15 protein-coding genes are annotated in these 20,290 nt (G+C 67.7%); 9 read left to right on the forward strand and 6 right to left on the reverse strand.

Features of this window, described 5'->3' with window-relative positions:
• Nucleotides 1-126 precede the first annotated feature (126 nt).
• Nucleotides 127-879 (reverse strand): response regulator transcription factor, encoded by a 753-nt coding sequence (locus tag MUB56_RS15705; RefSeq protein ID WP_244927949.1) that lies wholly within the window; start codon nt 877-879, stop codon nt 127-129.
• A 161-nt stretch (nt 880-1,040) separates the two neighbouring features.
• Here MUB56_RS15705 and MUB56_RS15710 point away from each other — a divergent pair, with 161 nt between their 5' ends.
• The 3 genes from MUB56_RS15710 to MUB56_RS15720 all read left to right on the forward strand — a co-directional run bounded on the left by MUB56_RS15710 (nt 1,041) and on the right by MUB56_RS15720 (nt 4,092).
• A complete protein-coding gene (locus MUB56_RS15710; protein ID WP_244932424.1) occupies nt 1,041-1,769 on the forward strand; it encodes an ANTAR domain-containing protein in 729 nt (242 codons plus the stop codon).
• 430 nt (nt 1,770-2,199) lie between these two features.
• Nucleotides 2,200-3,480: a PP2C family protein-serine/threonine phosphatase gene (locus MUB56_RS15715; RefSeq protein ID WP_244927950.1), complete on the forward strand. Its 1,281-nt coding sequence runs from the start codon at nt 2,200-2,202 to the stop codon at nt 3,478-3,480.
• Between the two features lie 318 nt (nt 3,481-3,798).
• On the forward strand, nt 3,799-4,092 hold the full coding sequence (locus MUB56_RS15720) for a hypothetical protein (RefSeq protein WP_244927951.1): 294 nt from the start codon (nt 3,799-3,801) through the stop codon (nt 4,090-4,092).
• Nucleotides 4,093-5,481: 1,389 nt separating this feature from the next.
• Here the strand turns inward: MUB56_RS15720 and MUB56_RS15725 are convergent.
• The 3 genes from MUB56_RS15725 to MUB56_RS15735 all read right to left on the reverse strand — a co-directional run bounded on the left by MUB56_RS15725 (nt 5,482) and on the right by MUB56_RS15735 (nt 9,883).
• Complete coding sequence (locus tag MUB56_RS15725; protein WP_244927952.1) at nt 5,482-6,531, reverse strand: IS110 family transposase; 1,050 nt, start codon at nt 6,529-6,531, stop codon at nt 5,482-5,484.
• Between the two features lie 515 nt (nt 6,532-7,046).
• Entirely contained in the window at nt 7,047-8,279 is a 1,233-nt protein-coding gene (locus tag MUB56_RS15730) for a GAF domain-containing SpoIIE family protein phosphatase (protein ID WP_244927953.1), read from the reverse strand.
• Between the two features lie 1,196 nt (nt 8,280-9,475).
• Nucleotides 9,476-9,883, reverse strand: coding sequence for a hypothetical protein (locus MUB56_RS15735; protein WP_244927954.1), 408 nt, complete (start codon nt 9,881-9,883; stop codon nt 9,476-9,478).
• A gap of 240 nt (nt 9,884-10,123) precedes the next feature.
• Between MUB56_RS15735 and MUB56_RS15740 the strand changes: the two genes are divergently transcribed.
• Nucleotides 10,124-10,684 carry a DUF1269 domain-containing protein gene (locus tag MUB56_RS15740; protein WP_244927955.1) on the forward strand — a complete coding sequence of 187 codons (561 nt, stop codon included), beginning with the start codon at nt 10,124-10,126 and terminating at the stop codon, nt 10,682-10,684.
• On the opposite strand, the gene MUB56_RS15745 is transcribed toward MUB56_RS15740, so the two are convergent.
• Entirely contained in the window at nt 10,681-11,199 is a 519-nt protein-coding gene (locus MUB56_RS15745) for an LURP-one-related family protein (protein WP_244927956.1), read from the reverse strand. The genes MUB56_RS15740 and MUB56_RS15745 overlap by 4 nt on opposite strands.
• A gap of 110 nt (nt 11,200-11,309) precedes the next feature.
• Between MUB56_RS15745 and cls the strand changes: the two genes are divergently transcribed.
• Nucleotides 11,310-12,743 carry a cardiolipin synthase gene (cls, locus tag MUB56_RS15750; protein WP_244927957.1) on the forward strand — a complete coding sequence of 478 codons (1,434 nt, stop codon included), beginning with the start codon at nt 11,310-11,312 and terminating at the stop codon, nt 12,741-12,743.
• Between the two features lie 297 nt (nt 12,744-13,040).
• Entirely contained in the window at nt 13,041-13,442 is a 402-nt protein-coding gene (locus tag MUB56_RS15755) for a DUF2550 family protein (RefSeq protein WP_244927958.1), read from the forward strand.
• A gap of 41 nt (nt 13,443-13,483) precedes the next feature.
• Here MUB56_RS15755 and MUB56_RS15760 read toward each other — a convergent pair whose 3' ends face one another.
• Nucleotides 13,484-14,587 carry an AI-2E family transporter gene (locus MUB56_RS15760; RefSeq protein WP_244927959.1) on the reverse strand — a complete coding sequence of 368 codons (1,104 nt, stop codon included), beginning with the start codon at nt 14,585-14,587 and terminating at the stop codon, nt 13,484-13,486.
• A gap of 185 nt (nt 14,588-14,772) precedes the next feature.
• On the opposite strand from MUB56_RS15760, the gene MUB56_RS15765 reads away from it, so the two are divergent.
• The 3 genes from MUB56_RS15765 to MUB56_RS15775 all read left to right on the forward strand — a co-directional run bounded on the left by MUB56_RS15765 (nt 14,773) and on the right by MUB56_RS15775 (nt 20,270).
• Nucleotides 14,773-16,071 (forward strand): cation:proton antiporter, encoded by a 1,299-nt coding sequence (locus MUB56_RS15765; protein ID WP_244927960.1) that lies wholly within the window; start codon nt 14,773-14,775, stop codon nt 16,069-16,071.
• A gap of 120 nt (nt 16,072-16,191) precedes the next feature.
• Nucleotides 16,192-18,564, forward strand: coding sequence for an arylsulfatase (locus MUB56_RS15770; protein WP_280637291.1), 2,373 nt, complete (start codon nt 16,192-16,194; stop codon nt 18,562-18,564).
• Nucleotides 18,561-20,270 carry a SulP family inorganic anion transporter gene (locus MUB56_RS15775; protein ID WP_244927961.1) on the forward strand — a complete coding sequence of 570 codons (1,710 nt, stop codon included), beginning with the start codon at nt 18,561-18,563 and terminating at the stop codon, nt 20,268-20,270. Before MUB56_RS15770 ends, MUB56_RS15775 begins: the two co-directional genes overlap by 4 nt.
• Nucleotides 20,271-20,290 lie beyond the last annotated feature (20 nt).

Below are 20,290 nucleotides of genomic sequence, written 5' to 3' on the forward strand. Positions count from 1 at the left end.
GCACCAGCGCCGTCGATCCCGCCAAGCGCGGCCTCGGGATAGATTCGGGGAACAGGACCGGTACCGAGAATCCCGGTGTCACCACGGTGCGGTCCGGGCGGCCGCGGACCTGGAGTCGCCAAGTGACTAGTGCACTGTGGGACCTGAGTCGGCCGTTGGCCTGCGGCCGTGTCGCACCGTTTGGCTTGGCGTGCCGGTGCCGCCAAGGTCGCTGGCGGACTGGACGACGTGTCGAACGGTGTCGCCGGAGACGACACCGTTCGACAGCGCCCAGGCGACGGCGTGCGACCGTCGGGACACACCGATCTTCTTGTAGGCGAGCCGGATGTGGGTCTTCACCGAATTGATGCTGAGGTAGAGCCGGTCGGCGATCTGCTGGTTGCTCAGCCCTAGCGCGATGAGAGCTACGACCTCGGCCTCGCGTTGACTGAGTAGACAGGCTTCTCCAGTTCGGTTCACGGGGCCGGCTGGGACGAGGCCCGCCGGAGCCACGACCGTCTCTCCCGCATGGATCCGCTCCAATGCGTCGACGATCTCCTCCGCGCTCAGCGACTTGGCGATAAAGCCGGCTGCACCGGTGCTGAGGACACGGGAGATGAGTTCGGCTTCGAGACTCCAGCTGAAGACCACGCGCTTGACCGTGGTTCCCACCGTCACTCGGACGTCGGCGTCGAAGGCGTGGGTGTGGCTGAAGGGGTCGTAGAGAACGATGTCGAGGTCGCGGTTCATGAGGTGGTCGTGTGTCGCCTTCGACCAGTCGATCTCCAAGGTGTGTACTCGGTCCCCGTACGGTGCGAGCACTGCGGCTAGGCCGGCCACGGTGATTTCGTGGTCGGCGGCGATCGCGATGCGCAGCGGGCGCACCGGTTCCCCGGACATCTTGACAGCATAGACACCCGTCACGGAAGTGCGACCGATGTGCGCGTGATATTGGCGCGGCCTGTCGTCATCTTTGCGGCAGACCTGGGTACTGCTTGACCGCACGAGCGAAGAACGTGTGCAAGCGGACTGTGAATGGGAGATGCACTGCCGTGGCACCGATGGAGCCGATTCGCGAGACGGTCGAGGCGGCCAACGAACTCGATCCGTCCCTTGACGCTGTGGAGCCGCTCGACCATCTCGCCCGGTTGGCGAGTCGAGCGAAGGGGGTCGTACCCAGTCTGGTCGGCCTGAGCGTCGCCCGACTCGATCAGGGGGTGACCTTCACCCTGGTCGCGAGCGACGAGGAGGTCGCCGTCCTCGACGCCGTCCAGTACGTCGCGGGTGGACCGTGCGTGGCCGGCGCTTACGACGAGCAGGTCCATGAGTTCGACAACGACGATGTGTTGGACGAAGAACGCTGGCACCTGTTCGCCGCTGCTACCGCCGCACACGGCGTACGGACCACGCTGACGTTGCCGGTCGTCGGCCTCGATCCGGGAGACGGTCGGGTTGTCGGAACGGTGAACCTCTACGCGGCGTCTCCCCGCGCCTTCGTCGGACTCCACGACGAGCTGGCCGGAATCTTCGGTGCCTGGGCCACGGGGGCGATGACCAACGTTGACCTTCCCTTCACGACGCGGAGCGAAGCCCAAGCGGCGCCGCGTCTGGTGCGGGAGCAGAGCATCGTCGAAGTAGCCAAGGGCATTCTCGCCGCTCAACTCGGACTGGATGTCGACACCGCTGAGGCACGGCTGCGGGAGGCAGCAGCCCGAGCGGGAGTCAGCGCCGTCGAGCTGGCCCGGGAGATCATCCGCGCCCGCGAAGGCAGAGACCCGGGCGAATCATGACCGGCTGGCCGACTCGTTGACATGCGCGCAGCGCCGGCCTGGAGCCTGAAGACTCTGGCCGACATCGACGTCTGCTGCGATGTGTTCGACTAACGAGCCGAAGGCCCAACCCGGGAAACGTCCTGCGCGACGACCGCAGCAGTTCACGAGTCCGCGCTAGAGGAACCATCCGAGCGATAGGTGCGAGACCTGGCAGTCGTCGGGAACCGATCAGCCGTCGGGCAGCGCAGACACCGATCGCGGCGCCATCCTTCTCCCGTTTCCAGCTGACGTGCCCGAGACGGTGTCCGCCGCGCTCCGCGGCGACACGTAGTCAAACCGGCCTTTCGAGGGGCGGAGTTGAGTGTTGTCGATCCGCGACGGCCAAGCAACGTGGTTGGAGCGTGCTCGGGTACCGGTTTGGGATGATCTAGACGGCTGAGGAGTTCAGATGAGTCTGAACGACGGTGAGCGAGCGTCAACTCGGTTGCTGCAGGATGCACTCCTGGCTGGCGACTACCAGCTCCCGGACCTGTTCGAGGAGTACGGGCTGGCCCTCGGGGTGGCGCCCGTCGTGGTGTATCTGGCTGACCTGCAGCAGCGTGTCCTGAATCCATTCCTCAGCTCGAACGGTGCGGGCCTCGACCATCATGTCGAGTCGCTCGCGGTGGATTCGACGTTGGCTGGTCGGGCGTACCAGCACGTCGAGATGATCACCCAGCAACTTGTCGAGGGGGACTCACGCTGGCGGGTGTGGCTGCCGTTGATTGATGGCATGGAGCGTCTCGGACTGGTCTCGGTCACGGTGTCCAGTCCCGGTTCGCTAGAGGCCGACGGTGGGGCGTTGCGCGAGCGGCTGCAGCTGTTCTCCGCCGTCGCCGCGGGGTTGGTGACGGCCAAGTCTCTGTACGGCGACACGATCGTGCGGCTGCGTCGCACTGGCGAGATGGGTCTGGCAGCGGAGATGCAGTGGTCGATGCTGCCGCCGCTCTCGTTCGGCAACCCCCGTGTCACGATCAGCGGCGGTCTCGAACCGGCGTACACGGTCGGTGGCGACACCTTTGATTACGCCGTGGATTCCCACGCCGTGCAGGTGGCGATCGTCGACGGCATGGGCCACGGCCTGCCGAGCGCGCAACTCACCGCGTTGGCCCTCGCGGCGTACCGCAACGCCCGACGTAGCCGCCTGAGTCTGACCCGCACGGTGCGTCTCCTCGACGCTGCGATCGCCGCTGCGTTCGATAGTGAGGCGTTCCTGACCGGTCTCATCGCTGAGCTCGACACCGATTCCGGTGGGTTCAGATGGATCAACGCCGGACACCCCAGCCCGCTGCTGCTACGCGACGGGCGGCTGGTCAAGGAGTTGCACGTGGAGCCTGCGCTTCCGATCGGGTTCGGCGACCTGCTAGGCGAAACGGGCATGCAGTTGGGTGCAGAGCCTCTCCAGCCCGGTGACATGGTGCTCTTCTACACCGACGGTGTGGTCGACGCGCGTTCGCCAGCGGGGGAGTTCTTCGGTGCGGATCGACTCGTCGAGGTGGTGACACGTCACCTGGCCACGGGCTTGCCCGCCCCGGAGACGATGCGTCGCGTCATTCGGTCACTGATGCAGCACCAGGGGGGACAGCTCGACGACGACGCAAGCCTGCTGCTCGTGCAGTACCGACCCACGGATCTGCCGGCCCATTTGCCTGGCGCAGTCACACGTCGAAAGCAGACCAGCGGCCGTTGAGCAGACGGGGCAAAGCTGCGGGAGGAGAGCCCCCATGACCGAAGCGAGGAGACGAGCAGCACGACTTCTCACTACGCCCGGTCCGGGACGGACCCGACCGAGTGCCCTCGAGGGGTGCGCGGTAGATGGTGATTCCGCACGTCCGGCAGGCCATGGTGGGCCGCAGTTGGGCGGGGATTGCACATGGCCAGGGATGGCGGCTTTTCCCTGATAGTGCGTCGGTTTCCGGGGGAGAGGCGTGGGGTCCGTGCGGGTGGATACCGATCACCACCGAGTCGCGGCGCGACGGGCGCTACGGCGCAAGAGTCAGGAGAAGTCATGCCTCCGAAGAAGAAGGTCTCGGACCGTGGTGACGGTGTTCGGATGACCGATGACAGCCTGCGGGTGCGTCAGCTCACGCACTACCAGTTCAGCTGGACGGCGGGGGAGGGTGGCGAGAGCGGCATCTGGACCCTGCAACTCGTGCTCGATCAGGGAGCGTGGGAGGAGGTTCTGACCGTCAGTGCCGACGACGCAGACAATCTCCAGGACATCCTGAAGAACACCGGCAGTGTGTTCTACGACATCGACCGCCGGGTGTTGATGTTCGGCGTTACGAAGACGGGCGAGTGAAGCGCCTGTAAGTGTTCGTGGTGGCTGGCCTGGGGCTGGCTGGCAGGGTTGACGGCGGTCCTCCGGACCGGGGGTGACTCGCGAAGCGCCTGACCTCTTCGGAGTGTCTTGCCTGGGATCTGTCCGTCAGGTCCGGGGGCCGGTGTCGACGGCCCTGGCCCACCACGATGGCTTGATGAGAAGCATGTCCAACCAGTGCAGCTGAAACAAACGCTGGCTGTGATCCGCTACAGGCCTGCCTCGTAGTGACTTCATTCCTGGGCCGACGTCGGCAACGACGCTTTCCCCCCGGTTGAGGTGAAGGAGACATCGCAGTGCCAAGAGTGACAAACATGAGCGCGCCGATCATGCCCCTGAACGGTGGGCAGCGCTACCGGTTCGTGGTCGGAGTCGACACCCACGCCGCGGCCCACAGCTACGCCGTCCTCGATGCGGCCGGCGCCTTGGTCGATGAGCCACGTTCCCAACGACTGCCGACGGCCTCGGCCGTGCACGCGACTGGATCGCTCGGCGTACCGACGGCGAGCTCGACGGTGTCTTGGTCGCTGCGGAAAGCACCGGCTCCTACGGGGCCGTGCTCGCCGAGACCCTCGCCGAGTTCGGTTACCGAGTGGTCGAGGCACCGACGCCACGCCGTGAGCGAGGTCGCGGGAAGACCGACGCCATGGACGCGGTCACCGCCGCACGCGCGACCCTGACCATGCCGGTTGCTCGTCTGCGTGATCGCCGTGGCGGTCAAGATCAGGTCGCGCTCCAGGTCCTCACCAGAGGCCGTGACCACCCCCGGGCCGGCGCCCGTCACCGGCCGGACCGGAGATGCTGGCGAACGGCCCGTGGACGGGGCTGACGCCCGCGAGGACACCGGCAGCCATGCCGTCCGGGACGCTGCTGATGGCGTCAGGTATCGCAGCGACCAGATCCCGTTTGAGACTCTCGCGCCGCGGAGCCCGATCGGCCAACCACCGCCGCAAGGGGGACCGTGCCTCGTCGCCTGTTCTCGTCGGTCTCGTCACGGCGACGAGCACGTCTCGCGACACGCGAGCCTCCAAGTGGGGTCGTTCATGGCGCGTGGGCCACAGCTGATATGTAGGGCCTTCCTGTCAAGAGGCAGGGGGAGGCGCCCGTCCCGGTTGTTCGGGGCGGGCGCCTCGTGCTTCGTCGATATCGTCGGTGGTGAGCGTGTCATTGGCGACGCGCGGTCAGGCTGATATGCGCGGGTTGGTTACCGCAGGACGGGGTGTTCGGCAGGAGCGGACCGCTTGTCTAGGACCGAGCGTCGTCCGGATCAGCTGTGCTGGTCCGGACTGCTCATAGCTGTTTCGCGGGTCGCTCCACGCGCTGCTTCCACCACGTTGGTCGATGAAGCAGTCAGGGTTGGCCGGGCTCGGGTCAGTCCTCGAGGACGGCCAGGGACCAGCACCAGCCGGCCAGCTCGCGGGCGATCGCGACGTTGGCGACCACGTGCCGCTTGCGACGGGCCCGGAAGGTGTCCCAGCGGGCGTTCAGCCGCCGGTTGCCGGCGTCACCGCGGGCCCGGGCTGCTGGTGATGCGAGCTCCCAGCGATCACGCATGGTCTTTCCCGGCCGATAGTGGGCCCGGTGGTGCCAGGCGGCCTCGACCAGCAGCCGACGCAGGTGGGTGTTGCCGGTCTTGGTGATCGAGCCCTGGACCCGGCTCGCCCCGGAGGAGTACTCCGACGGCACCAGACCGACGAACGAGCCGATGGTGTTGCCGGTGAACCGGTGCCAGTCACCGACCTCAACGGCCAACGCGAACCCGGTCAGGGTGCTGACCCCGCGCAGGCAGCCGAGTCGGCGCACGATCGGGGTGAACTCGGAGTCCGCCGCCATCACGGCGATCGCGTCATCGAGCCGGTCGCGGCGCGCTTTCACGGCGAGCACGGCGTCGTAGTCGGACTCGAACGTCAGCTGCAGCGCGGGCGCATCGAAGCGCTGTCGGCGTAGCCAGGCGTCGTGGGTGGTGGTCCAGGCGTGACCGCCGGAGTAGACGATCCCTTGGCGCAGCAGAAGTTTCGACAACCGGTGCCGGGCCCGCATCAGGTCACCGCGAGCGTCCTCCCGAGCGCGGACCAGGTCGCGGGCGTTCTCCTGTCCCACGCTCGGCACCGACACCGCGACGTACTCGTCGAGTCGCAGCAATCGGGCCAGGTGCACCGCGTCCTTGGCGTCGGTCTTGACCCGATCGCCCGAAGGTCGCTGCAGTTTCGACGGAGCGACGACCTCGCACCGGATCCCGGCCGCGGCCAGTGCCCGCGACAGGCCGAATCCCGTCGGGCCAGCCTCGTAGGCCACCGCGACCGGCCCCGGAAGGTCCTGGACCCAGGACCTGATGTGGTCATGAGACGGGGTCAGCTTCGCTTGGACGAGCTCGCCCGTGACGCCATCGATCGCCGCTGCCGCGACAGATCGTGCGTGCACGTCGAGCCCAACGCTCGTACGCTCGGTAAACACCGGGGCCTCCCACAATGTCGGATAGGCCGAGCAGGCGGCCCCTGCTCGGTAACCCACGAATCTTGTGAGTGAGGCCCCGGCCCGCAACCCCGTCACTGCGACCGGGTCACGTCATACCGTCTAGTCAGTGTGCTGGGCAACACCGCCCCGGGCCTCCCCGTCGCGGATGAGGTTTGGTGAGCCGGATGCGTCGGCGCAGGTTGAGCCCCGTCAGGGTCATCGGCGTCTTCCCGATGGCGCACCATGTCGGATGTCTGATGGCACGCGAGGGACCCCGCCCTGACCCGCCGTGCTGGGGGTCGCAGCGGCGCGGTGGATGGCGTGGGTCGCACGGGTGCCGCCGACGAACGAGTTCCGATCCCTGACGCTGGAAGACGTTGGAACGTGTCTTCGCAGGGTGGGGCAGGGGCGCTTTTCAGGCACCTACATGTTGGGCGTCAGTCGCGCGTGACTAGATGTCGTAACCAAGCGGCTCGCTCCAGTCACGCGCGTTTCTCGACCTGCGCCACCAGGATGGCGATGTCGTCCTCGGCAGTCTGGTCGCCTACGACTTCTGAAAGGGCGCGGATGCAGCGCATCTCCGGGTCGCCCGGCTGGCCCAGCACGTCGACGAGCCGGACCATGTTCTCGTCCAGGGCCCCGACGACGGTGCGGTCCCGGGTAGGCCGGCGCTCGACCAGCCCGTCTGTGTAGAGGCACAGGAACCCGCCCGCCGGCACCTCGATGACCACGCTGCGCCGAGCCGTCTCGGGCTGGAAGCCCAGCAACGGGTCCTGCGGGATCGCGGCCACCACGGGTTGCGCCCCGGGACTGCCCACGACCGGAGGGTGGTGACCCGCCGTGCTGAGGCACCACTCGGTGTAGGGAGCGTGGGCGATCCCGAGCACGACCGTCGCGAAGACCTCCTGCTCGAAGTGGCAGATCTTGCGGTCCAGTCGCATGAGCACCTCGGCGGGGTCGTCATGCTCCAGGGCGTAGGCCCGCAGCGCGCTGCGGAGCCGGCCCATCACGACCGCCGCCTCCAGGCCGTGGCCCGCGACATCGCCCATCACGATGGCGAGACGGTCGCCGGGCAGCTCGAAGACGTCGTACCAGTCCCCGCCCAGGTCGCCGTGGGCCGGGACGTAGCGTGCCGCGATCGAGATTCCCTCCGGCGCCGTCACGGTGGTAGGCAGGAGGCTGCGCTGGAGCGTGAGCGCCGCCGTGTGGGCGTCGTCGGCGAACCGGTCGTGGAGGCCGGCGCCCAGTGTGGCGGCGTGCTGGCTGAGCAGCCTCGTCTCGGCCTCGGTCGCGACGTGGCCGTGCAGGTAGCCGACGTGCAGCACGCCCAACAGTTCGCTGCCGTCCATGACCGGCACGCCGAGCAGGGACTGCACGCCGTGGTCGAGCAGCACGGGGTTGATGACCGTCGACCTGTCGACCTGGGAGAGAACGACGGGCTGCCGGCTCTGCGCGATGCGACCGGCGAACCCGTGTCCGAACGGCACTCGCCGCGCCGCGTGCAGCATCCGGCCGAGGCCGACCGTCGCGAGCGGCTCCAGGAACGACCGGGTGCCGTCCAGGACCAGCACCGTCGCCGTGTCGGCCCCGAGCGCAGCACGTACGCCGTCCAGCACGTCGCTGAGACCGCCGATCGTCTCGGCGCGATCCCCACTCGCCGTCTGAGCGACAGGGTGGGCCGAGACCGGACCGCGGTCAACGCCGCCGGTCCTCATGCTCCCGCCTCCGCGCCAAGCGGCCCCGACACTGCGCCAAGGCTCCACGTCGCCACGTCTCCCTTGTTCGATGCGGAACCCCTCGTCCAGAAACGCAATAGTCTTCCACACTCGTGTGCCGTGCCACCGGCACGGCCCAAGACGTGCCATGTCAACTTTGCTGGTTCTCGCTCAGGTGCGTCACGAGGGGAGAGGTGCCGGCGTGGGTCGCCGTCACGTGCCCCAAAGACCTGCCTGCCCGACGGTGTCGACCCGGACCCGGGTCAGCCCGGGGAGAGGAGATCGCGCCTGACTACGGCAGCTGCTTGTACCAAGAACGAGCGAGTTCGATCTCGACGGGTTGTTGGGGCACGGAGAGGGCCTGAGCCGCTGGGACACACTGGGGACACGCGCCAACGAAAGACGGCCGCTGACGCTGACAGACGTCGGAAGACGTTTGTTCAGGTCAGGGGCCGTTTCAGGCACCTACCAGACGGCCATGAGGCCGCGCTGAACAGATGTCGTAGATCTGACTGGCATCGTCGGCGCACGCGTCGAAAGACGCCAAGGATGGCTCCCCGGTCGACGGGAACGTTCAGCTGTAAACGATGCCCGCAAGCACCTCGTGTCGCTCGGAGTGCGGCTGGCTCGGCCGGGCAACGAGGGGGCCCCCTGAACGCGGGAAACGCGGAGGGCCGCAGCGTGGCGCGGGTTCCGGGTCTCATTCTCGGGTCGCCGGAGTTGGGCTTGGCACTCGAGCAGAAGCAGGCGGCCGGCGCTCCTGAGGCGCGAGCGGCCGGGCCCTATCGCTGGCAGCTGACGGTCGTCGACCAGTCCGCCGAGAAGCCGGGGCCACTTCACGTGGCCGTGGGTGCAGGAGTCGGCTTGGGCTCACGGGAGGGCTTCGGGGTGGGCTGCTCCGTAGGTGCGGGGGCGGCAGTTCGCAGATCTCGCGTCGGAGTCGGCGCCACGCTCACATCAGAGGTCGGCTCCGGGCCGTCAGCCGACGTCTCGGGACGGTCAAGCGACCGCGTCGGGCTGGGGAGCGTCACACCCGGGGATGGTCGACGGCGTGCGTGTCGCCGCCGGAGGGTCGGTCGGACGTCCCGCCGCGTGCGACGAGCAACACGCAGACGTCCGCGCCGAGAAGCAGACTTCCCCGTGCCGCCTCAGCCCTGCTGAATGGAGAGCCGCCGACCCAGCCGGACGGATCCTGGTCAGCACGTGCTCTCGACGGCGTCGTTGAGGTCTTTCAGGGCGGTACCGAGTGCCTGAACTGCGGTCCCGACGTCGACGACGGCCGCGGGGGACGGTGTGGCGGTTGCGGTCTCGAGGGTGGTGGTGACAGACGTTGCGGCCTGGTCGACCGCCTCGATCTCAGTCGCGTACTCGTCCTTGGCGTCACTCCTAACTTGCTTCAGATCCGCCTGCACCTCGCTGACGTCGTCCTGCAGGGTCGTCAGCGTGTCCTGGTCGATGTCGAGGTCCGTCATGTCCGCGACCGACGACCTGAGTGCGTCGACGGAGGAGCAGACGGCGGGATCGTCCTCGCCGCAGCCGGTCAGCGTCGCCGCCAGCAGGAGCGTTCCAGCGGGCAGGCCCCAGAGAAGTCGTGTGCGGTTCATGCCCGACAGCCTGCTCGGACGACAACCATGGGTCTTCACGCACACTGCGTGATTCGGAGGTCAGGTGCGGTTGCGATCGTCGTTGAAGGAGACCCGACCGGGTCGCCTCGGAACCAGGCAGGGAGCCAGGCAAATATCGGACAACCAGAACACCAGCACCTCCGACGACGACGTGGTCGCAGGGGTCACGGACGGTGCGTACACGCTCCTCGTCGCGGACTTCGCGGACACCGAGTCCGCATGGCAGGCGTACGAGGGTACGAGGACCTCAAGGCCGTCGAGAGCGGGCAGACCGTCGACATCGAGGGTGTCGTCGTGGACAAGAGAGGTGACGACGGCAAGGTCGAGGTTCAGAAGGCCACCGACCACAGCACCCGGTCCGGCCTCCGGTGGGGCGTCGTCGGCGGCATCGCGCTCGGCGTCATCTTCCCGCCCTCCGTCCTGGGGAGTACGGCGGCCGTGGGTGCTGCCGGCGCCGGTATCGGCAAGCTGCGCGAGCGGCACCACCGCAAGGAGCTCGCCACTGAGCTGGGGGACGCCATCGCCGTCGGCCACTCGGGCATCGTTGCGCTGGTCTCCGATCCCGGAGCGGTGAGGATCCGTGAGGCTCTCGCGCAGGCGGGCGCGATCGTCCAGAGCGCCGTCGACGACGTGGCGGCCGACGAGATCAAGGCCGCAGCCAAGGACGCCTCCGACGATGCTTCGTCGGACGACAACTTCGTCGGACGACAAGGCGTGATCATGCGGAGCGCCTCGCCGCCGATGATCTCCGGCTTCGTCGCGTACGGCGCGCGCGCCTAGTCCTCGGTCATCGATTCCAGCGCGACGGTCACCGCCAGCACGAGGCCCACGTCCTCGCCTGGCTCGACCTCGACGCCGTAGGTGTCTCGGACCCGGAACCACCGCTTCGAGATCTGGGCGACCCTGTCTCCGTTGCGCTCGATCTCGTACTCGTGGTCGACGACGTTGCCGCGCACCTTCAGGTCGGCTCCGTCGTCGACGTCGATCGCGAACCGGTCGCGGATGCCCACGAGGGCCTTGTGGATGGTCGCGACCGAGCGTCCGTCCCGCTCGATCGCGATCTTGTCGCGGACGCTGAGCTTGCGCTCCTGGATGCTCGCCACCTCCTGGCCGGAGGTGTCCTCGAGCTTGAAGGTGCTGCGCGCCCGCAGCGCCTTCCCGTTGACGCGGAACGCACGGTTGCCCTGGTCGTCCTCGATCCAGTAGTCGTCGCCGATGGAGAACAGCTTCTCCCTCATCTGGAAGCGGCGAAGGTCGTTGTCGTCGTCGTTTCCCCGGTTTCGCAAGATGCCCATGGTCGTCCCTTCGCGGATGGTGTCTCGGCAGCGTAGGTCTGCCGTGACTCCTCCGTCTTCACGCACGTTGCGTGAGGACGCGGGGTCGCGCCGACACCAGACTTCCGGTCATGGCTCCCTGGATCGCAGCTGCCGCGTACCTGCTCGACCTGGTGTTGAAGATCGTTGCGCTGGGAGTGGTGCCGAAGAACCGGCGGCCGTCCAGCGGCATGGCCTGGTTGCTCCTGATCCTGGTCCTGCCCGTCGTCGGGTGGGTGATCTTCCTCGTCCTGGGGCGGACCAAGATCGGGCGCCGCCGCAACGAGCAGCAGGCTGAGGTCAACGAGCTCGTGGCGGAGCGGACGGCCGACGTACCCACCATGGAGGAGGACTTCCCCGGACCGGCGTACGTGCGGTCGGTGGCCACCCTGAACCGCAACCTGGGGGCGCAGCCGGCGATGCCCGGCAACCGGGTCGACCTGTTTTCGGTCTACCGCGAGTCGATCGCTGCGATGACCGCGGAGATCGACAAGGCCACCAACTGGGTGCACGTCGAGTTCTACATCACCGCCTGGGACGACGTCACCGGGCCGTTCTACGAGGCGCTGGCGCGGGCCGTCGAGCGCGGCGTGACGGTCCGCCTGCTCTTCGACCATCTCGGCTCCAAGGGCATCCCCGGGTACAAGGAGTTCACCGCCAAGCTGGACGCGTCCGGCATCGAGTGGCACCCGATGCTGCCGGTCGCGCCGTTCAAGCGCCGCATCGACCTGCGCAACCACCGCAAGATCCTGGTGATCGACGGGATGGTCGCGTTCGCCGGTTCGCAGAACCTGATCGAGCCCGGCTACAACAAACCAGCGAACCACAAGCTCGGCCGAGAGTGGGTGGAGCTGGTGGCCCGCATCGAGGGTCCGACGGTGAGCGCCCTCAACCTGCTCTTCTGCACCGACTGGTACAGCGAGACAGAGGTCAAGCTGGTTGACGAGCTCGTCACGGCACCCGTACCGGCCGGTGAGATCGAGGGGCAGGTGATCCCCAGCGGCCCGGGCTTCTCGACCGAGAACAACTTGCGTGCGTTCACGACCCTGCTGTACTCGGCACAGAGCCGGCTGTCGATCACCAGCCCGTACTTCGTGCCGGACGAGTCACTCCTCTACGCCATCACCACGGCGGCGCAGCGCGGCGTCGACGTCGAGTTGTTCGTGAGCGAGGCTGGGGACCAGTTCATGGTCTACCACGCCCAGTGCTCCTACTACGAGGCACTGCTGCGCGCCGGCGTGCGGATCTACATGTACCCGGCGCCGGCGATCCTGCACACGAAGTGCTTCAGCGTCGACGACGACGTCGCGGTGCTGGGATCGAGCAACATGGACATGCGCTCCTTCGGCCTGAACTACGAGGTATCCGTCATGCTCCTCGGACCCGAGGTCGTCACCGAGATGCGCAAGGTGGAGGACCACTACCGGGCGATCTCCCGGGAGTTGCTCCTCGAGGACTGGCTGGCCCGCCCCCGCAAGGCGTCGTACTGGGACAACGTGATGCGGCTGACCGCTGCCCTGCAGTAGCGCCCGCCAGAACCGGCGCCTGCGTTGGGAGCCGGTGGTTGTGGAGTTGCGCGATACGGAGGTGATCGCGGTGCCAGTGCTTCGGGCACCGCGGGTGGGCGACCGCCCATCGCGACTACCGGTGCCCCTGTGAGGTTCACGCACCCTGCGTGACGTCACAACCGGCAGTCATCAGCAATCTTGTGAGCAGTAGATCCAGAGCAGCTTCCAGGAGCCGGAGGTACAGATGGCGAACTCATCCGAGCCAGGGCATCGGCGGCCCAGTCGTCAAGTACCTGTGAACTCGTCGGACGAGCCATGCTGATCGCGCTCCTGGCGCTGCTCGGGGTAGATCTGGCCGTCCTCCTGGTGTTCCTCGCCTTCGTGTTGGCGCGTGAGCGCTGGGTCAAGAAGCGTCCCGGCGCTTTCAAGGGGGCCATTCGCCTCGCCGACGGAGACCTGGACGGCTTCGCGCCGAAATGGCGCCGCGGCTACGGCCACTGGGTGCGAGACGTCCTGGTGTGGACCAAGGCACCCTTCCTGCTGCGCAATGAGCTGATACCCGCTGACGATCTCGAAGAGAAGCGGCATGGTCTACCCGGCGAAGTCAAACACCTCGGCGACAAGCCAACCCTGATCCGTCTGCGAGCTGGCGGGGCCATCCTCGAGGTGGCCGCCCAGGCGAGTGACACGGAACGCTTGCTGGAGCCGTACCGGTAGCTCCTCCGGTGCTCATTGAACGGGAAGGCCTAGATCCACCGTCAGTCGAGCATCCGCTTCAAGGTCGGCTGGGCGGCGTCGGCGACCTTGTCCAGGGTCCCCCTGGAGCGGAGCCGTGAGATGCCGTCCGCGGCGATCACGGTGAAGGGCACCGCCAGGATGAGGCCGACGATGCCGCCGACGAGACCACCCAGAGCGGTGACGACCAGGACGACGAGCGGGTGGATGTCGAGGGTGCGACCCATGACCTTCGGCTCCACGAAGTTCTCCAGCATCAGGTTGGCTGCCAGTACGAGCACGAGCATCACGGCGGCCACGTCGAGCCCTCCGTCACCGAGCGCGACGATCACGGCCAGTCCACCGCCGAGGAAGGCGCCGACGTACGGAATGTAGCCGCCGATGAAGTTGGCCACGGCGATGGTGAACACGAGCGGAAGCCCGAGCAGGAAAGCTGCGACGCCGATGACCACAGCCACGACCGCGGACAGCGCGGTGCGACCACGCCCATAGTCACGGAGGGTCCGGCAGCTGTAGCCGACGAAGCCGTCGGCCTCTTCCCTGATCACCGGGTCGAGTCGGGCGATGACGGAACGCCGGAGCTGCGAGCCGTCCTTGAGCAGGTAGTACATGATCAGCGCGCCGAGGATCAGCCCGCTGGCCAGGCCGACCCCCGTGCTGACGCCGGACAGGATCTCGGTGACGAACCCACCGGTCGCGAGGGGTGCCATCTCCTCCACAGCCTGGCGGGCGTGTTCGACCATCGCCTCGTCGATCTCGAAGGCGGCGGCCGCGTTCGCCGCGGCGTCGTCCACCGACGCGCCGATCTCGGCCGTCTGCTGCACGATGCCGCGAACAGTCGCGACGACCACGCCGGCCGTCAGCGCTAGCAGGCCGAGCACGATCACGCCGGCGGCGAAGACCGGGTTGAAGCCGTAGCGCTCGAGACGACGCGCCATCGGCTTGAAGACCACCGCCAGCACGGCCGCGAACGTCAGCGGGAGCACGATCTCGCTCACCGCGGCCATCGCGCACACCACGATCGTCGTCGCCACCACGAACCCGACGAAGCTCCACGCGCCGATCCCGACCTGGGGGACCCAGCTGAAGACGGAGCGATCGCCGGGTGCGGCCTCCAGATCCTCCATGACCCACCTCCGGTCCGATTCAACGGGGCGGCACGGGCGGTCGCATCGCGCAGATCGAGTGAATCGACCAGCGGTCCCCGCAAGATCACGCAGCCTGGGTGAGGCGACGAGGGAGCGTCGGGGCGATGGTCCAGGAGGAGCGGCCAGCGGTCGGCGCGGCCGCCGGGCTCGGCGAGGTGAGGTGCATGTCGGAGACCACCTTCGCGGTGCTGACCCTTCTCGTGCTCGGCTGGGCCGTGGTGTCGGACCTGTTGACCCGGGCGAACCTCACGAGTCCGCTGGTCTTCACCGTTGCCGGCTTCCTCCTGGCCAACCCCGACTGGGGCGTGCTGCAGCTCAGCGTCGAGACGCCCGCACTGCACCTGATCACGGAACTGACGCTGGCCCTCCTCCTGTTCTCGGACGCGGCGCGGGTCAACGTGGCCACCCTGCGACAGGACCTCGGAGTCCCCACCCGCCTGTTGGCCATCGGGCTTCCTCTGTCGATCGCGATGGGCACGGTGCTGGCCGCGTGGTTCCTCGATGGCTACTCGTGGGCGCTCGCCCTGTTCGTCGCCGCCACCCTGGCCCCCACCGACGCCGCGCTGAGCGCCCAGGTCATCAACGACGAGAAGGTCCCGATCCGGCTGCGACGCGCGCTGAACGTGGAGAGCGGTCTCAACGACGGGATCGCCACGCCCGTTGTCGGCCTCGCCCTGGCCGCGGTGGCAACGGAGATGGGTGCTGCTGGGAACGGCGAGTCCGGGGGAGCGCTGCAGCAGCTGGTCATCGGCCTGCTGGTCGGCCTGGTGGTCGGGGTCGTGAGCACCCTCCTGATCAACCTGGCGGCGCGGCGCGGATGGGTGGAGAACGGCGGGCGCCGCATCGCCACCCTCGCTGCCGCCTTCTGCAGCTTCGCCCTGGCGGTGTCGCTCGACGGCAACGGCTTCATCGCGGCGTTCGTCGCCGGCATCAGCTTCGGCGCCACGCTCCAGCGCGAGGTCACACCGGTCCATGTCGCAACCGAGCTGCCCGAGCTCCTCGGCGAGGTCATGGCGCTGGTGGTCTGGTTCATCTTCGGTGCGGCACTGGTCCCGGTGGTCCTCGACAACCTCGACCTCGAGACGACCGTCTACGCGGTGCTGAGCCTCACGGTCGTGCGCATGCTGCCGGTCGCGCTCGCGCTCCTGGGGACCGGGCTGACCAGCCGGACCATCGTCTTCATGGGCTGGTTCGGTCCACGCGGTCTCGCCTCGATCGTGTTCGCCCTCCTGGCCGTCGAGGAGCTGGGCGAGGGAGCGCTGGTGGAGCGGGCCGTCGCCACCGTGGCTCTCACAGTGATGTTGAGCGTCGTGCTGCACGGGGTGACGGCAGGTCCGCTGGGACGCCGGTACGTGCGGCTGTCACAGGCCGAGGCCGAGAACGTTCGAGGAGCGATCATCCGCTCGCGCCGCCTCGCCCATGAGCAGGGTTCGCCGGAGACCCCGTCCGCCAACGCCTCGTGAGCGGTGTCGATGGTCCGGCGCGGAGCCGAGAAGTTCACGCAGCCTGCGTGACGTTCTTCGCGCCGGTCACGTCCACGATTGCTGGTGACCGCAAGCCAGGCACGGAACGGAGATCTCCTGATGACCAGTTCACCCGACCGCCACGCCCGTTCGATGCTGCCGATCCCGGACCGTCCGGCGCCGGGCTTGACCACGTACGACGCGAAGGACCCCGACACGGCGTACCCTCCGATCGAGCCGCTGCTCCCGCCGAAGGGTGCACCGAACGTCCTGGTCGTCTTGATCGACGACGTCGGCTTCGGCGCCAGCAGCGCGTTCGGCGGGCCGTGTCACACGCCGAACGCCGAACGGTTGGCGGCGGGCGGTCTGCGCTACAACCGCTTCCACACGACCGCGCTCTGCGCCCCGACGCGGCAGGCGCTGCTGACCGGTCGCAACCACCACTCGGTCGGCATGGGCAGCATCACCGAGACGGCGACCTCGGCGCCTGGGCAGAACTCGCTGCGGCCGAACACGAAAGCTCCACTCGCGACGACGCTGAAGCTCAACGGCTACTCGACCGCCCAGTTCGGCAAGTGCCACGAGGTGCCGGTGTGGCAGACCTCCCCGATGGGTCCCTTCGACGCCTGGCCCTCGGGTGGCGGTGGGTTCGAGACCTTCTACGGCTTCATCGGAGGTGAGAACAACCAGTGGGACCCCGCGCTCTACGAGGGCACCACGCCGGTCGAGCCGCCGGCGACCCCCGAGGAGGGCTACCACCTGACCGAGGACCTGGCCGACCACGCGGTGAACTGGGTACGGCAGCAGAAGGCGCTGATGCCCGACAAGCCGTTCTTCGTCTACTTCGCACCGGGTGCGACCCACGCCCCGCACCACGTGCCCAAGGAGTGGGCCGACAAGTACGCCGGGATGTTCGACGACGGCTGGGACGCTCAGCGTGAGCGGACCTTCGCCAAGCAGAAGGAGCTGGGGATCATCCCCGCCGAGGCCGAGCTGCCGGCCCGCCACGACGAGATCACGGCGTGGGAGGACATGCCCGACGAGATGAAGCCGGTGCTGGCACGTGAGATGGAGGTCTACGCCGGCTTCCTCGAGCACACCGACCACCACGTCGGGCGGATCATCGACGCGTTGGAGGACCTGGAGGTCCTCGACGACACGCTGATCTACTACATCATCGGTGACAACGGTGCCTCGGCCGAGGGCACGATGAACGGCGCGTTCAACGAGATGGCGAACTTCAACGGGATGGCCGACCTCGAGACCCCCGAGTTCATGCTGTCCAAGATGGAGGAGTTCGGCTCGCCGTCGTCGTACAACCACTACTCGGTCGGTTGGGCGTGGGCCATGAACACCCCGTTCCAGTGGACCAAGCAGGTCGCGTCGCACTGGGGCGGCACCCGCAACGGCACCATCGTGCACTGGCCGACCGGGATCGAGGAGAAGGGCGGACTGAGGTCGCAGTTCGCCCACGTCATCGACGTCGCGCCCACTGTCCTCGAAGCAGCGGGGCTGCCGGAGCCCACCATGGTCAACGGCGTGATGCAGTCGCCGATGGAGGGCACGAGCATGTTGTACAGCTTCAACGAGGCTGAGTCGCCCGAGCGTCACGACCTGCAGTACTTCGAGATGTGCGGCAACCGCGGGATCTACCACAAGGGCTGGAGCGCGGTGACCAAGCACCGCACCCCGTGGGTGATGGTCGGCGGCGAGCTGGTGGCACTGGACGACGACGTCTGGGAGCTCTACGACGGCAGCGTCGACTACAGCCAGGCCCGCGACCTGGCCGCCGACGACCCTGAGCGGCTCGCCAAGCTGCAACGGCTCTGGCTGATCGAGGCCACCAAGTACAACGTGCTGCCCATCGACGACCGCCTCATCGAGCGCGGCAACCCTGACATCGCGGGTCGGCCCACCCTCATCCAAGGCAACACGCAGCTGCTCTTCGCCGGGATGGGCCGGCTGTCCGAGAACAGCGTGGTCAGCATCAAGAACAAGTCCTTCTCGGTCACAGCGAACCTCGATGTCCCCGAGGGTGGCGCCGAGGGCGTGATCATCGCGCAGGGCGGCCGGTTCGGCGGTTGGGGCATGCATGTCAAGAACGGCGTGCTGAGGTTCTCGTACAACCTGCTCGGCATCCAGGAGTTCACCGCTGTCGCCGATTCGCCGATTCCGTCGGGGGCCCAACAGGTTCGCATGGAGTTCAAGTACGACGGAGGCGGGATCGGCAAGGGCGGAGAGGTCACCTTGTACTACGACGGCACGTCCGTCGGCACAGGGCGGGTCGACGGCACCCAGGCGATCGTCTTCTCTGCCGACGAGACGACGGACATCGGCTACGAGTCCGGGACCACCGTCACCGCTGACTACACGGCGGCGACCAGCAAGTTCACCGGCAAGATCCATTGGGTCCAGATCGACCTCGAGGGCGACGACCACGATCACTTCATCTCGCCCGAGGAACGGTTCCGCATCGCGATGGCCCGCCAGTGAGCTGGCCCGTCCTCACGTCGTTCGCCGGCTACCAACGCGGCTGGGTGCGAGGTGACATCGTCGCCGGCCTCACGGTCTGGGCAGTCCTGATCCCGGAGTCGCTCGCCTACGCGACGATCGCTGGACTTCCACCGGTCGTCGGCCTGTACGCCGCGGTCCCGGCGCTCGCGCTGTACGCGCTGTTCGGGAGCTCCCGCCACCTGGTCGTGGCGCCGATGTCGGCGACCGCCGCGCTCTCGGCAGGCGCGGTGGCAACCGTCGCCGCCGGTGGTAGCGACGACTACATTGCGCTCTCGGCCGGCCTCGCCCTGGCGGTGGGAGCGCTGGCACTGGGGGCAGGTTTCCTGAAGCTGGGGTTCCTCGCCTCGTTCATCTCCGGGCCGGTGCTGAAGGGCTTCATCATCGGCCTCGCCCTGACGATCATGATCGGACAGCTGCCCAAGCTGTTCGGCGTCGAGAAGGGCGGCGGCAACTTCTTCGAGCAGCTCTGGCACCTGGTGACGCACCTAGGTGACACCAGTGGGATCACGCTGGCGGTCGGGTTGGCCAGCCTGGTCGTCCTCGTGGTGCTGAAGCGCTGGATGCCCCTGGTACCCGGGTCGTTGGTCGTGGTCGGCCTCGGGGTGCTGGCCGTCTACGTGTTCGACCTGGCCGAGCACGGGGTCGCTGTCGTGGGGGAGATCGAGTCGGGGCTGCCAAGCCTCGGGATCCCTGACATGACCGGCAACCAGTTCCTCGAGCTGCTGGGTCTGGCCGTCGGCGTGATGCTGGTCGGTTTCGCCGAAGGACTGGCTGCGTCCAAGGAGTACGCCGCCAAGAGTGGCTACCACATCGACAGCGACCGAGAGTTGATCGGACTCGGTGCCGCCAACCTCGGGTCGGGACTGTGCTCGGGGATGGTGGTGAACGGCAGCCTCTCCAAGACGGCCGTGAACGGCGGCGCCGGGGCGAAGTCGCAGCTGTCGACGCTCACGGTGTCTGCGCTGACTGTGGTGACGCTGTTGTTCCTGACCGGTCTCTTCGAGAAGCTCCCCGAGCCGACCCTCGCGGCTGTCGTGATCATCGCGGTCATCGAGCTCATCGACCTCGCCTCGCTGCGACGTCTGTACCGAGTCCAGACCGGGCGGCTGGCACGCATCTATCGCTACGCCAGCCGCGCCGACTTCGTGGCCGCGTTGGCCGCCATGTTCGGAGTGCTGCTCTTCGAGACCTTGCCAGGGCTGATCATCGGGATCTTCGTCTCGTTGGTCCTCCTCCTGGCCCGGACCTCCCGTCCTCACGTGACGCAGCTGCGGAGGCTGCCAGGGGAGGGGGACAACTGGGTCGACGCGCGTGGTCGCCCGGAGCTCGCAGGGCCGGACGGCGTCGTCGTGGTCCGGGTCGAGGCATCGCTGTGCTTCGCAAACGCCGACTACGTGCAGGACCAGATCCGGGCGCTGGTGGACGGGACAACCACGCTCGTGGTCGTCGACGGGCGGACGTCGCCGGCGATCGACGTGTCCGCCGTCGACATGTTGGTCCAGCTCAAGGCAGATCTGGCCCGTCAGGGTGTCGATCTCGTCCTGGCCCAAGAGGTCGGCCAGGTCAGAGACGTGTTGCGACGCGCCAGCGACCACGGAGAGCCCGCCATCTTCCCGACGGTCGACGAGGTGATCCGCGATCACGGTGAACCGACCATGCACGAGACCGACCAGGCAGACCGTTGACAGGTTGACGCAGCGAACGG

Origin of the sequence: Nocardioides sp. W7, assembly GCF_022919075.1 — a bacterium.
In the GTDB taxonomy this organism is placed as follows: domain Bacteria; phylum Actinomycetota; class Actinomycetes; order Propionibacteriales; family Nocardioidaceae; genus Nocardioides.

Bases quoted from the DNA above. Each gene is read 5' to 3' on its own strand.
- MUB56_RS15770 (WP_280637291.1), top strand. From the start codon at position 16,192: ATGACCAGTTCACCCGACCGCCACGCCCGTTCGATGCTGCCGATCCCG.
- MUB56_RS15720 (WP_244927951.1), top strand. From the start codon at position 3,799: ATGCCTCCGAAGAAGAAGGTCTCGGACCGTGGTGACGGTGTTCGGATG.
- MUB56_RS15705 (WP_244927949.1), bottom strand. From the start codon at position 879: ATGTCCGGGGAACCGGTGCGCCCGCTGCGCATCGCGATCGCCGCCGAC.
- MUB56_RS15755 (WP_244927958.1), top strand. From the start codon at position 13,041: ATGCTGATCGCGCTCCTGGCGCTGCTCGGGGTAGATCTGGCCGTCCTC.
- MUB56_RS15760 (WP_244927959.1), bottom strand. From the start codon at position 14,587: ATGGAGGATCTGGAGGCCGCACCCGGCGATCGCTCCGTCTTCAGCTGG.
- MUB56_RS15765 (WP_244927960.1), top strand. From the start codon at position 14,773: ATGTCGGAGACCACCTTCGCGGTGCTGACCCTTCTCGTGCTCGGCTGG.
- MUB56_RS15740 (WP_244927955.1), top strand. From the start codon at position 10,124: ATGGCAGGCGTACGAGGGTACGAGGACCTCAAGGCCGTCGAGAGCGGG.
- MUB56_RS15745 (WP_244927956.1), bottom strand. From the start codon at position 11,199: ATGGGCATCTTGCGAAACCGGGGAAACGACGACGACAACGACCTTCGC.
- MUB56_RS15730 (WP_244927953.1), bottom strand. From the start codon at position 8,279: ATGAGGACCGGCGGCGTTGACCGCGGTCCGGTCTCGGCCCACCCTGTC.
- MUB56_RS15735 (WP_244927954.1), bottom strand. From the start codon at position 9,883: ATGAACCGCACACGACTTCTCTGGGGCCTGCCCGCTGGAACGCTCCTG.
- MUB56_RS15715 (WP_244927950.1), top strand. From the start codon at position 2,200: ATGAGTCTGAACGACGGTGAGCGAGCGTCAACTCGGTTGCTGCAGGAT.
- cls (WP_244927957.1), top strand. From the start codon at position 11,310: ATGGCTCCCTGGATCGCAGCTGCCGCGTACCTGCTCGACCTGGTGTTG.
- MUB56_RS15710 (WP_244932424.1), top strand. From the start codon at position 1,041: ATGGAGCCGATTCGCGAGACGGTCGAGGCGGCCAACGAACTCGATCCG.